This is a genomic window from Pseudoalteromonas sp. S1650, from assembly GCF_005887195.1.
Classification (GTDB): domain Bacteria; phylum Pseudomonadota; class Gammaproteobacteria; order Enterobacterales; family Alteromonadaceae; genus Pseudoalteromonas; species Pseudoalteromonas simplex.
Map to the genome: position 1 here is coordinate 1 of NZ_PNDF01000065.1, position 14,274 is coordinate 14,274.

Annotated in this window: 15 protein-coding genes; 9 read left to right on the forward strand and 6 right to left on the reverse strand. The window is 38.6% G+C overall.

Translation table 11 applies throughout. The features are described 5' to 3' along the window. Positions 1-248: 248 nt before the first annotated feature. Positions 249-584 (forward strand): hypothetical protein, encoded by a 336-nt coding sequence (locus CWB80_RS17245; protein ID WP_054553487.1) that lies wholly within the window; start codon positions 249-251, stop codon positions 582-584. Between the two features lie 34 nt (positions 585-618). On the opposite strand, the gene CWB80_RS17250 is transcribed toward CWB80_RS17245, so the two are convergent. Beyond that, entirely contained in the window at positions 619-1,095 is a 477-nt protein-coding gene (locus CWB80_RS17250; RefSeq protein WP_138599332.1) for a hypothetical protein, read from the reverse strand. A gap of 42 nt (positions 1,096-1,137) precedes the next feature. Next, positions 1,138-1,959 carry a hypothetical protein gene (locus CWB80_RS17255; RefSeq protein ID WP_249362627.1) on the reverse strand — a complete coding sequence of 274 codons (822 nt, stop codon included), beginning with the start codon at positions 1,957-1,959 and terminating at the stop codon, positions 1,138-1,140. 313 nt (positions 1,960-2,272) lie between these two features. Here CWB80_RS17255 and CWB80_RS17260 point away from each other — a divergent pair, with 313 nt between their 5' ends. The 5 genes from CWB80_RS17260 (at position 2,273) to CWB80_RS17280 (ending at position 8,203) form a co-directional block, all read left to right on the forward strand. Beyond that, positions 2,273-3,847 carry an arylsulfatase gene (locus CWB80_RS17260; protein WP_138599333.1) on the forward strand — a complete coding sequence of 525 codons (1,575 nt, stop codon included), beginning with the start codon at positions 2,273-2,275 and terminating at the stop codon, positions 3,845-3,847. Positions 3,848-3,942: 95 nt separating this feature from the next. Further along, the gene (gene sigZ, locus CWB80_RS17265; RefSeq protein WP_054553484.1) at positions 3,943-4,479 is read left to right on the forward strand and encodes an RNA polymerase sigma factor SigZ; all 537 of its coding nucleotides are present in this window, start codon (positions 3,943-3,945) and stop codon (positions 4,477-4,479) included. A gap of 63 nt (positions 4,480-4,542) precedes the next feature. Next, positions 4,543-5,253: an arsenical resistance protein ArsH gene (gene arsH / locus CWB80_RS17270; RefSeq protein WP_054553483.1), complete on the forward strand. Its 711-nt coding sequence runs from the start codon at positions 4,543-4,545 to the stop codon at positions 5,251-5,253. Positions 5,254-5,402: 149 nt separating this feature from the next. After that, positions 5,403-5,645, forward strand: a complete 243-nt coding sequence (locus tag CWB80_RS17275) for a diguanylate cyclase domain-containing protein (RefSeq protein ID WP_212751200.1) — start codon at positions 5,403-5,405, stop codon at positions 5,643-5,645. Positions 5,646-5,860: 215 nt separating this feature from the next. Beyond that, positions 5,861-8,203: an arylsulfatase gene (locus tag CWB80_RS17280; RefSeq protein ID WP_138599335.1), complete on the forward strand. Its 2,343-nt coding sequence runs from the start codon at positions 5,861-5,863 to the stop codon at positions 8,201-8,203. A gap of 65 nt (positions 8,204-8,268) precedes the next feature. On the opposite strand, the gene CWB80_RS17285 is transcribed toward CWB80_RS17280, so the two are convergent. The 3 genes from CWB80_RS17285 to CWB80_RS17295 are packed head-to-tail and all read right to left on the reverse strand — an operon-like array spanning position 8,269 to position 10,764. Beyond that, complete coding sequence (locus CWB80_RS17285; protein ID WP_138599336.1) at positions 8,269-9,486, reverse strand: MFS transporter; 1,218 nt, start codon at positions 9,484-9,486, stop codon at positions 8,269-8,271. Between the two features lie 30 nt (positions 9,487-9,516). Further along, positions 9,517-9,843 carry a gamma-glutamylcyclotransferase family protein gene (locus CWB80_RS17290; protein ID WP_054553479.1) on the reverse strand — a complete coding sequence of 109 codons (327 nt, stop codon included), beginning with the start codon at positions 9,841-9,843 and terminating at the stop codon, positions 9,517-9,519. A 15-nt stretch (positions 9,844-9,858) separates the two neighbouring features. Then, positions 9,859-10,764, reverse strand: a complete 906-nt coding sequence (locus tag CWB80_RS17295) for a DMT family transporter (protein WP_212751201.1) — start codon at positions 10,762-10,764, stop codon at positions 9,859-9,861. Positions 10,765-10,874: 110 nt separating this feature from the next. Here CWB80_RS17295 and CWB80_RS17300 point away from each other — a divergent pair, with 110 nt between their 5' ends. After that, complete coding sequence (locus tag CWB80_RS17300) at positions 10,875-11,759, forward strand: LysR family transcriptional regulator (protein WP_138599337.1); 885 nt, start codon at positions 10,875-10,877, stop codon at positions 11,757-11,759. 8 nt (positions 11,760-11,767) lie between these two features. Here CWB80_RS17300 and CWB80_RS17305 read toward each other — a convergent pair whose 3' ends face one another. After that, complete coding sequence (locus CWB80_RS17305) at positions 11,768-12,667, reverse strand: DMT family transporter (RefSeq protein WP_138599338.1); 900 nt, start codon at positions 12,665-12,667, stop codon at positions 11,768-11,770. Between the two features lie 147 nt (positions 12,668-12,814). On the opposite strand from CWB80_RS17305, the gene CWB80_RS17310 reads away from it, so the two are divergent. Beyond that, positions 12,815-13,606 carry a helix-turn-helix transcriptional regulator gene (locus CWB80_RS17310; protein WP_138599339.1) on the forward strand — a complete coding sequence of 264 codons (792 nt, stop codon included), beginning with the start codon at positions 12,815-12,817 and terminating at the stop codon, positions 13,604-13,606. Between the two features lie 191 nt (positions 13,607-13,797). Beyond that, positions 13,798-14,274: a hypothetical protein gene (locus tag CWB80_RS17315; RefSeq protein ID WP_138599340.1), complete on the forward strand. Its 477-nt coding sequence runs from the start codon at positions 13,798-13,800 to the stop codon at positions 14,272-14,274.

Here is a 14,274-nt window from a genome sequence, read left to right on the forward strand (position 1 = left end):
TCTCGTTTCTCGTTTCTCGTAAAAATTTATCAATGCCACAGCATAAAGCCGTTGCTACAACGTAGGCGTGAAACGTGTATCGCGCATCCTATCCTCTATCAACTAACTACTGCCCACCCCCTAATACTATTAAATCAACCCATTCAGAAAGAGTTAATCCAAAAGATGCAAAATTGGATTGGCTAAATTAATTACTTTTTGCTAGTTTTATTTGTACCCAATGGAAGGGCAAAGATTAAAGGATTAATATGAACGAATTTGATATTTTCATCAGAAATATTGTCTTAGATTGTATTCGCGAACAAGGCACCTGCAGTGATATTTGCGAAGAAGACGAACAGTTAACTTTTTATGTTGATATTGAAAACCACGATAACGTGATATCGCGCAAACAGTTTAAAGTGACTTATCCTATTAGCTACTCTATTCAATCGGCACTCAAGCATGAAACTGATCTGCTTAGATATTTAGACTCTGGCGAAATCAGAACGCCCTTTACAACTGATATTATCGAAGTACTCAAATCTGAGTTACAGGCCTTTATGTTCAGCAACAAACCACGTGGTGAATATCATATTTGCTAATTCTTGATTTATAGCCTGGTGACAAATTATCAGGCTATAACTCAATTAGCTCACCATTATAAATACGGTAGCGTAACGTGGTTTTCTTGCTGGGGCAGCAACGAGGATCATTTTCATCATATGTACGTAATTGTATGACAAGCTCTTCGCCTACCTTATTTGTACTTTCTACAACTCCGTTAAAAGAAATAGACGACAACTCGTTATAACCGTCATTTTGAACCTTAATAAGAGTCAGCTTCTCTAACCAAACATTGCCTGATTGATAAGTCCAAAATATAGAGACTCTGCCATCAATATGCTCATAAAAACGCTTTAACCGGCCAACTTCATCATCAGAGACTAACTCTGGAAAATGATCTTTATATTGGCTTTGAATAAACGCATCAACTTGCTGCTGTATTTGCTGCTCGGTGGCATACCCTGTTAAAGATACAAATAGTGCTATTAAACCAAAACTTTTCAACCCAAACCGAGAGTTCTTTAATCTATATTTTTTAAATGAGCTCATAATTCACTCTATTGATTTATACACTTTTTGATAAAAATAGACTTAATTTGTTTGATAATAAAAGCTTGTCTCAGAGAGTGGTTTTATTACGTCATACTCAAGGCCAATTGCATTTCTATCACCTTTCCTAGGTATATTACTTTTGTCTAAAAGTACCACCCCCCAATGATTATCGCTAAGGCCGCCAAAAATTACATTTACGCTGTCATTCTTATCTTTTGTGACAGCTGCAACTTTATGTTTAATCATTAAATCTCTGAGCTTTTGAGAATAAGCTGATAGCTCCATCAAACTAGAGGCTGTATCAGGTGATAGAATTTTATAATCGGCAGATGGTACAAAACCCGCATACTTTGATGGTGTATAGCTTAATAATTGAGTTGGGGAGTAAAAAGTATTGTTAATACGATAAACATTCGGCGCAGTTAATTGTACAAGGTTCAAGCTAATGTTATTTTTAAAAGCTAAGATTTGCTCCTCCGATACAGCTAAAAATGAGCTAATTTGCTTTAGCCTTTGTTCCGTACACTTATCTTTTTTACAAATAACTAAATTAGGAAGTTTTGTTCCAACCTGCGGTTCTACATTTAAAAACTGACTACCAAGCACGCCTAAATTAAAGCTAGTAAACGCTTGCTTATCTTTGTCATTTTTCAATTTTGTGGCATGAATATCAAAGATACTAAACGGGTAAAAAGAGGGTAAGTAAGCAAGCTCTAAATCGGTTTGCGGCATCATTTCATCCATGTGCTTTAAAACCGCGCGATACTCTTGATCTATCTCATTATTAAAGTAGGCTGGCATGTCAGCCATTGCAGTAACAGAAAATAGAAAAGCACCACTAAGAAGCATCTTATTTAGCATAAAAAAGTAATTCCTTTTAATTAAATTTACACTGAGGACAATACCATTTAAGGCACAAAAATCATATTTTTGAGATAAAACTTATAGCAGCGCCATACCTTTAGTAATAATAAAAAAACATGAACTCATATTTCATTCTAGAATTAATAAACTCGCCATTAAGTTCAGTTCCTCGCAAAACTAGCACAATAAAACTGGCCATATTTCCAACAGCTGATATTCTTAATAAAGACTAAAAATTCAGAATAACTAGATTTATATCAAATAGTTAATATATATGAGTGAATTCATCCCTCTTAACAAGGAGTAAAGTATGAAAAGGTTTTTAGTTCTCAGTCTGTTAATCGCATCATTTTCTGTGGTTGCAGAAAAAAATGTATTCAATGATGCAATCGTTGAAAAGGCAAATATGGAGCCAGCCATTCCTCGCCCTGAACAAGAGAAAGTTGCGGCCTCAAAGCTAAAGAATCTCGAAGCTAAGCAAGGCAGAAAACCAAATGTTCTTGTTTTACTAGTAGATGATTTAGGCTGGGGTGACCCTGGAGTGTATGGTGGCGGTGCAGCGATAGGTGCTCCCACTCCTAATATAGATAAACTGGCAAACGAAGGGCTTCGCCTCACATCAATGTATTCACAACCAACTTGCACATCTTCTCGAGCTGCACTGACAACTGGTAGATTACCCGTAAGAAGTGGCTTAGTTCGCCCTATTCTAACTGGCGATAAAGTGACACAAAATCCGTGGGAGAAAGAAGTATCTCAAGGTAAGCTATTATCTAAAGTGGGCTATAAAACGGCGCTAATCGGTAAATGGCATGTTGGTGAAGCTGAGGGAATGCTTCCTCATGAGGTAGGTTTTGATTATTTCTATGGCCTCCCATCAGTTCAATCAGATTACACCCAATTTTTGGTAGAGCGCCAATATGCCGACATGATGACGAACAAAGAGCTTTACACTAAAGCTTCTCAGCTGCGTCCTGAAGGCCTGATAAAAGGCCGCAAAGGTGGTAAGCGTGAAGTTGCGTATCCAATTAATAGTATTGAAGATATCTCAATGATTGATCAGGTATTGCGAGATGAGTCTGTAAAATTTATAAACCAAGCTGTTGATGAAGGGAAACCATTTTATTTAATTCATTCTTTTTCAAAGATCCATAACGACAACTACCCAGCTCCAAAATACAAAGGCGCAAGCCCAGCTGCAATGCCCGTTCGCGATGCAATGGTCGAAGTTGATGATATTACAGGTGAACTTGTTGCTCTATTAAAAGAAAAAGGGCAGCTAGAAAATACACTAATTATTTTCACTTCAGATAATGGCCCTAATGAAGATACTTGGCCAGATAGTGGTTATTCGCCGTGGCGTGGTGGTAAAGGAACAACATGGGAAGGAGGAGTTAGAATTCCCGGCATTGCTTACTGGAAAGGCATGATATCTGCTGGGCAGGTCAATAATGGCTTAATGGACCTCACCGATATCTACATGACTTCTTTACGATTAGGTGGTGTTATTGATGAGCTTCCAAGTAATATGTATTTCGATGGCATAGATCAAACAGCTTTCTTACTAGCTGATAATGGCAAATCACGACGTCAAGTTGTGTATATGTGGAGCCGTGAAGATTTCACAGCACTTCGCTGGTTAGACTACAAAATTCATTTTAAAGTGTTCAATACTGCAGTGCCAAGACGCAACATTGATGCATCATTCTTATTAGATATCGGAACGGCGCCTTGGGTTTTCAATTTAAATATGGACCCTAAAGAAATGGCAAGCACAGGGCACCAATATTTTGAATGGGGCATGCCTCAAGCGACTAAGTTTATGAAAGCACACATAGCCACAATGAAAAAATACCCAAATACGGATATAGGTCTCGGACTCTAATCTTATTTGGTATAGTAATTAAAATGAGCCTGCCACATGCAGGCTCTGTACTATTTTTGATAAACTAACGATTAAATCCCAACAACGATACTATCATGTCCATCGAACAAATCTGGCTTGAATACAAAAATAGTTTACGTGCTTTTTTAACCACAAAAATATCGAACCCTGCTGATGTTGAAGAGCTTTTACAAGATATTCTGTTAAAAACACATCTTAATATTCATCACTTACAAGATCAGCGAAGTTTAAAGGCTTGGTTATTTCAAATAGCACACCATGTTATTGTTGACTTTTATAGGCGTCAAAATAAGCATGTAGAAATAGAGCTTGATGATATTATTTCGCAACAAGAAAACAAAACCGTAAAAGCTGAACTCATAAAGTGCATTGAACCTTTTTTACAAGCTATGCCTGAAGAAGAAGCGGATCTAATTAGAAAAATAGATCTCGAAGGATACTCTCAAAAAGAGGAAGCTTTGAAGTTAAACATCAGTTACTCAACCTACAAATCAAGGCTGCAAAAAAGTCGCTCAAAATTGAAGGCATTATTCGATTGTTGTTGTGACTTTGAAATCGATAAGTACGGCAACTTAGTTGATTACCATCCCAAGCAAAAAAAGTTCTGCTAACACTTCGTCTTTTTGAAAAACATTACGTCTTACTAGGTAAGCCTCAATCATTCAGGAGATGTAATGAAATACTTAAATGATGCAAAGTTTGACGTAACCCCGACTTTCGATAATGCAAGCACAAGCAAACCTCGAGTTTTAATTTTATACGGGTCTTTACGAGAAACGTCGTTTAGCCGTTTTGCGAGTGAAGAAGCCGCAAGAATACTTGAACACTTAGGTGCTCAAGTTAAAATATTTAACCCAGATGGATTACCATTATTTGATAATGGAGAGTCAGTAAACAATCAAAAAGTACAAGAGCTGCGAGAGCTTGTGAAATGGTCCGAAGCACAAGTTTGGTGCTCACCTGAAATTCACGGCAATATGTCAGCTGTGCTCAAGAATCAAATAGATTGGATCCCACTCACTGATGGTGCTGTTAGACCAACACAAGGTAAGACGCTAGCCGTAATGCAGGTATCTGGCGGTTCGCAAAGCTTTAATGCTGTAAATAACATGCGCATTCTTGGTCGCTGGATGCGTATGTTAACGATACCAAATCAGTCATCAGTCGCAAAAGCTTGGCAAGAGTTTGACGAGGCTGGCAATATGAAAGAGTCGTCGTTTAGAATGCGCATTGTCGATGTGATGGAAGAGTTAATTAAATTTACTTTACTAACCAGAGACAAGTTGGACTGGCTCGTAGACCGATATAGCGAAAGGCAAGCGGCTGCGAACTTACAAACAACTAAATTAGTGGATGACAGTAAAGTGCTTGAACCAAACTCTTAACTTTAACAACTTTCCACAAGGCTGTTCAATGAAGTTCAGCCTTATGCTATTTGACCAAAACAAACCTGCTACATTCACTATGAATGCTAGCCAGAACATCTGCAAAATTAATATTATGGATAATAATTCCTGACGGAGTAACATTTAAAATGTTTAGGATTTTTTGCTTTCTATTATTCTCTTCTCAGCTTGCTGCTACTGAAGTAGAAAACGAAATAAACAAAGTTTTTCAAGGCTTTACAACAAAAGCCGAGGATATAAGCGCAACGATAAGCTTAGGTGTTATTGAAATTGCACCAAACGAAACGTCAGAACAGGCAGCCAAAAGAGTCGACTTACACCTTTATGAAGCAAAAAGAGGCGGCAGAAATACTGTCTTTTCTCAACTTTAATAGATTCAAATTAAATTTAAAAACCGTTATTAAGCTCAAATCCAAAGAACCAACCCTAATGGATTAATCAAAATGAATTACCACTAAAAACAACCTTTAAAAACACAAAACGTACTTTATTTAAACAATTACCTTGGACTATAGTTACTAAGTTAGTGACTAAATACTCACTATTACATACCAACATGTCGGTAATTATTACCATGGAGAAAGGGATGAATCGTTTAAAACGAGTAGGTAGTATTATTTCATTGCTATTGCTTTCTGGGTTTAGCCAAGTGAACGCATCTGAAATAGATAGAAGTGTTTTACCAATAGCCGCACCAGAGTTTCAGGGAAAGATAGGCAAAACGTTTGAAAACTCTAAACAAGATTATCCACAACCAATAAAAGCACCAAAAGGTGCACCTAATGTTGTGGTTATTTTATTAGATGATTTTGGGTTTGGTCACCCAAGTACTTTTGGCGGCCCAATTCCAACCCCATCAATCGATAAACTAGCCAATGAAGGCTTAAAGTTTAACCGCTTTCATACCACAGCTATTTGTTCGCCAACACGCGCAGCTCTTCTTACTGGTAGAAACCACCATCAAGTTGCCATGGGAACAATTACTGAGCTTTCAACAGGCTACCCTGGCTATCATAGTGTTTGGCCTGATGAAACTGCGAGTATTGCCCAGATTCTAAAAGAAAATGGTTATAACACAGCGGCTTGGGGTAAATGGCACAACACTCCAGACTGGGAAACCAGCCCTATTGGTCCATTTGACCATTGGCCGACAGGCCTAGGTTTTGAATATTTTTATGGCTTTCAGGGAGGTGAAACTAGCCAATGGGAACCGCAATTATTCAGAAACACCACACCGGTTGAACCACCTAAAAAGCCTGAGCAAGGTTATCATTTAACCGAAGACTTGGTTGATGACGCAATCAAATGGATGGGGCAACAAGAATCTATCGATAGCGAAAAGCCGTTCTTTATGTATTTTGCGACAGGCGCAACACACGCCCCGCTTCATGCACCACAAGAGTGGAACGACAAGTTTAAAGGTCAATTTGATCAGGGTTGGGATAAAGTTCGCGAAGAAACATTAGATCGGCAAAAGTCGCTTGGTATAGCCCCACAGAATACTAAACTTACAGAACGACCTAAAGAAATAAAAGCATGGGACTCTCTTTCTGCTGACGAGAAAAAGCTATTTAGCCGTCACCAAGAAGTGTTCGCAGGCTTTACTGCGCACACAGATTATCATGTTGGTCGATTACTGGATGCGGTTTCGCAGTTACCTGATGCTGATAACACCATGATTGTTTTTATCGCTGGTGATAATGGCCCAAGTGCTGAAGGCAGCGTCACTGGCACACTTAACAATATGATGACGCAAAATGGCATTGCCGACACAATCAAAGGGCAACTAGCTAAAATAGATGAGCTAGGTGGCCCGCTGCACGAGAACCACTTCCCTGTTGGCTGGGCATGGGCAGGCTCAGCACCATTCCAGTGGATGAAACGTGTCCCTTCACATTTTGGTGGCACCCGAAATGGGCTTGTTGTGTCATGGCCTAAATATATTAAAGAGCATGGTGGCTTGCGCTCACAGTTTCATCACGTGATTGATATAGCACCAACCATACTTGATGCAGCCCACATCCCTGAGCCTAAAGTTGTTAACGGTGTAGAGCAAACGCCGATGGCTGGTGTGAGCATGCTGTACTCGCTGAACGATAAAGATGCTAAAGGCAAACGTACGACTCAGTATTTTGAAACCGGTGGTCATCGTGCTATTTATCATGACGGTTGGGTGGCTGCTTCGTTTCATGGAGTACCATGGGCTTTGAATGGTTCTGTTGGTTTCGATAATGATAAATGGGAGCTTTACAATATTGAAGAAGACTTTTCTGAAGCTGTTGACTTATCTGCTAAATACCCAGATAAATTAAGAACTTTAATTTCAATTTTTGATCAAGAAGCGAAAAAATTTAATGTTTACCCATTAGATGACCGCTTTGTTGAACGTGCAACTAATCCTGAACGCCCCAGTGTAACCAAAGGAAAAACTCAGTTTACTTATTTAGCTGGTACTAATCGTATCCCTGAAGGGAGCGCACCTGCTGTTTATGGCCGTTCGCATTCTATTACGGCAACGTTTAATGTACCAAAGCAAGGTGTAGAAGGTGTATTAGTTGCTGTAGGAGGTTCAAGCGCTGGCTACAGCTTATATGTTGAAGACAGTAAACCTGTTTACGTGATGAATTTCTTTAACGAGCACCACTATGTTGTTAAATCTGAACAAGCTTTACCTACTGGCGAGGTCACGCTTACCCTTGAATATACCCAACAAGGAAAAGCACCTAACGGCGGCCAAGCGACACTGATAGTAAACGGTAAGAAAGTTGCCTCTGGCAAAGTGGATAAAGTGCCTCCGGTTCGCTATTCAGCCACTGAAACGCTTGATGTTGGTCAGGATCTTGGCTCAACAGTTACCCGAAGCTACTACGATAAAGCACCATTCGCTTTTACTGGTCAATTACATAAAATTGAATATGTTTTGAAGTAAATAACTAAATTAAAAGGTGTGCTGCAGCACACCTTTCACTTTATGAAAACAAGACTAGGTGTTATTTAATTTGTAGTAATACGTAACCGCTCAACTGGTCTCTCATCTATAAACACGTGAATTGCAGCCGTAACCAGTGCAATTACACAAGCACTCCACCAAACGACATCATATGATCCTGTTAAGTCGTATAGATAACCGCCTAGCCAAACACCACTGAATGAACCAAGTTGGTGACTTAAAAATACGATACCGTAAAGTAACCCCATATGTGGCAAACCAAAAAGCTGTGCTACGAGTCCGGAAGTTGGCGGTACAGTGGCCAACCATAAAAAGCCTGTTAAGATTGAGAATAAAATTACTGATGTTTCAGTCATTGGTAAAAGCATAAATAGCGCTATAGCAATAGCTCTCAGTGCATAAATAAGCGTTAATAAATTCTTTTTAGAATACTTACCAGACCAAGCCCCAGAGACCAAACAACCGAAAATATTAAACAAGCCAATAAGAGCTAAACTTGCTACGGCAACGTTTGCGGTAAAACCTCTGTCACTTAAAAATGCTGGCATATGTACTGTAATAAACGCTAATTGAAAACCACATACAAAAAAGCCGATCATTATTAACCAGTAATGTGGATAGCTGAGTGCTTCATTTAACGCTTCTTTTACTGTTTGCTTTACAGTGATTGGTTGTGACATTTGTTCAGGGTCTGTATTTTCTTTAAATACCCCAGCCATTAAAGCCATTAATAATGCACCACCAGCTAATAACATTAGAGCATTACTCCAGCCATAAGCTGCAATAAAATCCTGTGCAACGGGAACAAATATTAATTGCCCTGCGGAGCCAGCAGCACTCCCTAAGCCAAGTGCAAATGCTCGCTTATCCGGAGAAACCATTTTTGCCATAGCAGGTAAAACAACGCCAAACCCTGTTGCAGCAATACCCATCCCCATGAGTAAGCCTGCACCCAAATTCAAACTCAATATGGAATTTGATGATGCTGTTACATAAAGACCACCTGCATATAAAAGCGCGCCAACAATGACTGTTTTGCATGTTCCATATTTATCAGCGAGTGCTCCTGCAAAGGGTTGTGATAAACCCCACCATAAGTTTTGTAAAGCGAGTGCGAAAGCAAAAACTTCTCTACCATAACCAAATTCATCAGAAATCGGGGCCATAAAAAAGCCCATTGATGATCTCAGGCCAAAGTTTAATGATAATAAAATACAAACAAAGGCAATAGAAAAGCTCAAAAGCTTGATGGGGGCAGACATATTAGTTCCTCTGTATTCTGTTAATTAGTCTTATTCTTTAGCAACATAAACAAACGCAGTGCACATTTGGCCATTTTCAAGCTTTACACTTGTTTCAACACGATGATAATCACTGCCTTCAAATTCATCCAAAAACTCCCAATGTTTAGTTAAATGTGATGAACTAAATATTTGCCCTCTAATTTCCTCGCCCTGAGGATCTAGACTCAGTGCAGGGCAGCCCATTTCGACTCCCCACCCAACATTTATGTAACGACCAAATACAGAAGCATCTGTGAACTTACCGCCAATGTTAGTTAGTATGTGTTCATTTGGATAACCTTTACGAAGGGTGCCGTATATAAATAATGATTCCATCTGTTTCCTCTTAAATTAAGCTCTCTTACGTTTTATAGCCAAAACACCAATTAAAACTAAACACATACCCAACACTTGCAACAAAGTGATTTTTTCATCAAGTAATATCCACCCTAGAATTAAAGTCAAAATAGGCCCTAAAGTACTTACAAGTACAGACCTTGCCGCTCCTATATATTTAATAGCGCTTGATTGCAAAAAGACAGGGAGAACAGTTGAGAATAAAGCCATCATAAAGCAAATTGTATAAATTTTAGTAGGTTGGATTAGGCTCTCTATTGGTAATTGAATAAAAAAATGTAGCTGAACGGCAAAAATAGATACAAACATAGCCAATAAAGAAAACCGCATTGCGCCTAGTTTCACAATCATTGGCTCTGAAAAAGCTTGGTAAAATGCGTAGCATAGCGCAGAGCCAAAGACTAAAGCAGCGCCAAGCCAAATGCTGTGACTACCTCCAGCAAATTTGAAATCACTCAAGCATGCGCAAACAACCCCTAATGTGCATAGCACTGTAGGTACAACCAACCGCTTTTCAAATTGTTTACCCAGAAATAAAACCCCCATAAAAATCGTGAGGATGGGATATGAGAATAAAATAATGCGCTCTAATCCTGCTGAAATATACTCTAGGCCCATAAAATCCAAAATTGATGCGCCGTAATAGCCGGCAACACCGAGCAAAATAAGTAAAAGAACTTCTTTATTGGTCAATGAAAAGCCTGTTTTTAAGCTTGAATAGCCAATAAGAATAAATAAAGGGAATGAAAAAAGCATTCGTAAACTAAGAAGAGTAATAGGTTCAACATTAGCAATTAAGTAAGCTTGTTTTACAAATATTGCCTTTAGAGAAAAACCTGCAGCAGAAAGAACCGCTAAGATAATACCGATTTCATTGCTTGTTAAACGATTTAAACCCACAGAATTTCTTTTTCATTGTAAAAAGTGACGCTACAATGCCACATAACTGCTCAACATTAGAATTGCTAATTAACCAATAAGAGTTCGTTAATAACGAATGGTAACTTAGAATGAAATTTGATCTTACTGACTTAAAACTATTTATCGCTGTGGTAGAACAAAAGAACTTAACTCAAGGAGCTAAGCAAGTATTCTTGGCACCATCATCAGCGAGCCATCGAATTAAACTACTCGAAAATAATTTAGGTACTCAATTATTGGAGCGTCAACCAAGAGGTGTGTCTGCTACAAAAGCAGGTGAAATCGTTCTTCGATATGCCAAAAGAACATTAGCTACGTTAGAGCAAATGCAATCTGATATTGCTCCTTTTACTAAAGGTGCATTATCGCAAGTAAAATTATGGGCAAACACCAATGCTATTCATACATACTTGCCAGAAGATCTTGGGACCTTTTTAGAAAATAATCAGGGTGTTAGAGTTGCTTTAGAGGAACACACAAGCGAAGAAATAATTACAGCCGTAGCACAAGGAGAAGTTGAGTTAGGGATCGTCGCTGAAAATGGCCTTTATGATAATGTGGAGTTTTATCCTTATAAGAAAGATCGATTGGTCATCATTGTTCCAAGCGAGCATTCTCTTGCTAAATTTAGCAAAATACAGTTTTCTCAAGCTGTTAGTTTTCCATTTGTAATCTTGAACGAAGGATCTGCAATCCATACTTTTATGATGAATAAAGCCGCAGGCCTAAATTGCCACCTAAATATTCGAGCGCAAGTTAAAAGTTTTGATGCTGTATGTAGAATGGTTGGTTCTGGTGTGGGCATTGCCTTATTGCCATATGATTCAATAGGCTGCTGGCGCTCTTTAGATATAAAAATCATAGAAGTGGATGAAAAATGGTCAAAAAGAAACTTAACTCTTTGTATTAAAAAAGGTGCACAAATTGGTGCGCTATCTAAAGTTTTAATTGACCATTTAAGAGGAGAGCCATAGCTTGGTCGCTACTTTCTGTGTACAAGCAGTAACCCTATTATTGATAAGCCCATCCCTAACAACATTGCAAAACTGATTTTTTCATCAAATAAAATCCATGCTTCGACAGCTGTGAGTACTGGTACTAAATAAAAATAGGATGCTACCTTTGTCGATTCTCCATTTTTTATCATAAACATAAGCAACAATATGGCCGTTACAGACACACCAACCACAAGCCACAATATACTAATAATAAAAGGTGCGTTCCAAGTCGGTGTGTTTGGCTCGTATAAAAATGACACCACTCCCATCACGACAGCAAGGGGAATATATTGAAAGAAAGTAGATGCAAAAATATGCCCATCACTTACCGCTTTCTTTTGATACATTGCACCAACCGTCACACCTGTTAAACCAAAAAATGCTGCAAGTAGACCAATTAAACTTAATTCACCTCCTAATTTAGTTGGCGAAAGCACAAGAAAAACACCTAAAAACCCGACTACAATCCCTAGCCATTGCAACTTCTTTAACTGATTGCTTTGTATTATTGATGCCAGCACCGCCGTTAACACTGGTTGTAAACCCGTAATTAATGCCACAACTGATGCAGGAAGCCCTTTGTTAATTGCGAAAAAACAGCCACCTAGAAAAAAGGTTTGCAGAAAAAGCCCTACTATTAATTGCTGTTTAACGCTCTTCAATGAAGGAAACTTAACCTTTAGCACAACCGATAAAAATAAAAAAATAACACATGAAAATAGCCCTCTAAAAAACAGTAAGTGAAATGGACCACTATATTGAAGCGAAAATTTTGCGCCAACAAACCCTGTACTCCATAAAAAAACAAATACCCATGGTGCTGCAACAAATAAGATAGGTTTCCAGTAATTTGGAGATGCCGAATAAACATTTTCTTGAGACATTGATCCACCTCTGACTCATTGAATTGTAAGGACCTAACTAGCTCAAAAGCAGTGGAAGGTGTAAGATGGTGGCACTATATAGCAGTCAAGATAAGCGTAAAATATGGGCATTTATACTGTGATAAATAGTCATAGGCTAAACATTTTATGACGACTAAACACGAAAACTTAAAAACCTTCCTTACCAAACACCGTGCAAAAATAAACCCTGAAGATTATGGTTTTACCAATGGAAGAAGGCGTGTAAAAGGGCTTCGTCGAGAGGAAGTCGCGCAATTGGCTGCTATAAGTGTCAGTTGGTACACTTGGTTAGAGCAAGGACGAGAAATCAGTATATCGCGTGCAGCTATTAATCGCATTGGCACAGTCTTAAAACTGACTAACGATGAACAAGAGTATTTAAACGCGATTGTTTTCGGGAATAAACCTGCTCTAGAAGAGCAAGAGGAAGTGTCGGAAGAATTAAAAGCGCTAATTCGTGCACTTGAACCGAATCCTGCATTTATTCGCAGAGAAAATATGGATATAGAGTACTGGAATGAGGCGGCTTCCAAAAAGATATTCGATTGGTCTACCCTTCCTAAAGCTGATAGAAACTCATTAAAGCTTATGTTCTTAAATGATGAGTATAAGCGACGTATTCCTCAATGGGAGCAGGCAGCAAAAAACACTATTGCCTCATTCCGCTCTTACTTTGCTTTAGCTACAGACAAATCAGCCTTTAAAGCCGTCTTAGACGATCTTAAATCTCGTAGTGAGTTGTTTTGCCAAATGTGGCAAGACTATGAAGTAAAGAGAATTCGGGAAGGAGAAAAGTCTGTGCTAGATGACAAAGGAACACTTAGGCACTATAAATATGTATCATTAAAACCCGAACATTATTCTAATACCTTTGTTATTTACTATATTGAAAGTAAAGAAAAATTATCAAACCCGTAGCTTAATCAATATGACTATTAATACTACAAATAATTGAGCAAATTGAAATTAGTCTTGCTACTCGTTCTAGAAAGTACAACTTTTCTCTGTTTCTAAAATATATAATCCGCAATATGACAATAGTCATAATTCTGTCATTTAACTGATCAATAATTGACGCTAATTTAATCACCTAACGTAATGAAGAAGTAATGGACAGTGCCTTGGTGCAACTTTCGTTTGCACTCCCCTCTAGTGAAGACCCTTTATGTGCTGCACTTGCGCATACTATGGAATACGAACAATTGCATTTTGCGGCTAATGAGCAAAAGCGTGTTGTGTTTTGTTGTGTGCTACCAGATGATGCCCATGAAGGTGACGTGATCTCTATCAGTGCAACGCGCCCTGATGCACGCGAGTCTGCGTATTTTACTGCACACACTTTAACGCAACACGATCTAGAGCAGCACGTTATTATGCTTACCTTAGAAAACGTTACTCACAGTGGTGAATTTGTATTGCAGTTAATGCTACACGGCATGCATGCAACACTTAAAGACAGCGCCCAGTTTGATGTCAGCATTGCAGCGAGCACATCACCAGAACTGATACCTTCTGAGCAAGCTAAAAACCAGGGCTTACGCCATTACATTAGTAATATTGGCGCAAGCTTTTTAGCCTTTTTCTAG

What these genes read in the sequence shown, in the direction of transcription:
- CWB80_RS17310 (WP_138599339.1), top strand. Translation starts at nt 12,815, where the DNA reads ATGACGACTAAACACGAAAACTTAAAAACCTTCCTTACCAAACACCGT.
- CWB80_RS17300 (WP_138599337.1), top strand. Translation starts at nt 10,875, where the DNA reads ATGAAATTTGATCTTACTGACTTAAAACTATTTATCGCTGTGGTAGAA.
- CWB80_RS17305 (WP_138599338.1), bottom strand. Translation starts at nt 12,667, where the DNA reads ATGTCTCAAGAAAATGTTTATTCGGCATCTCCAAATTACTGGAAACCT.
- CWB80_RS17260 (WP_138599333.1), top strand. Translation starts at nt 2,273, where the DNA reads ATGAAAAGGTTTTTAGTTCTCAGTCTGTTAATCGCATCATTTTCTGTG.
- arsH (WP_054553483.1), top strand. Translation starts at nt 4,543, where the DNA reads ATGAAATACTTAAATGATGCAAAGTTTGACGTAACCCCGACTTTCGAT.
- CWB80_RS17275 (WP_212751200.1), top strand. Translation starts at nt 5,403, where the DNA reads ATGTTTAGGATTTTTTGCTTTCTATTATTCTCTTCTCAGCTTGCTGCT.
- CWB80_RS17250 (WP_138599332.1), bottom strand. Translation starts at nt 1,095, where the DNA reads ATGAGCTCATTTAAAAAATATAGATTAAAGAACTCTCGGTTTGGGTTG.
- CWB80_RS17315 (WP_138599340.1), top strand. Translation starts at nt 13,798, where the DNA reads ATGGACAGTGCCTTGGTGCAACTTTCGTTTGCACTCCCCTCTAGTGAA.
- CWB80_RS17255 (WP_249362627.1), bottom strand. Translation starts at nt 1,959, where the DNA reads ATGCTAAATAAGATGCTTCTTAGTGGTGCTTTTCTATTTTCTGTTACT.
- CWB80_RS17280 (WP_138599335.1), top strand. Translation starts at nt 5,861, where the DNA reads ATGAATCGTTTAAAACGAGTAGGTAGTATTATTTCATTGCTATTGCTT.
- sigZ (WP_054553484.1), top strand. Translation starts at nt 3,943, where the DNA reads ATGTCCATCGAACAAATCTGGCTTGAATACAAAAATAGTTTACGTGCT.
- CWB80_RS17290 (WP_054553479.1), bottom strand. Translation starts at nt 9,843, where the DNA reads ATGGAATCATTATTTATATACGGCACCCTTCGTAAAGGTTATCCAAAT.
- CWB80_RS17245 (WP_054553487.1), top strand. Translation starts at nt 249, where the DNA reads ATGAACGAATTTGATATTTTCATCAGAAATATTGTCTTAGATTGTATT.
- CWB80_RS17285 (WP_138599336.1), bottom strand. Translation starts at nt 9,486, where the DNA reads ATGTCTGCCCCCATCAAGCTTTTGAGCTTTTCTATTGCCTTTGTTTGT.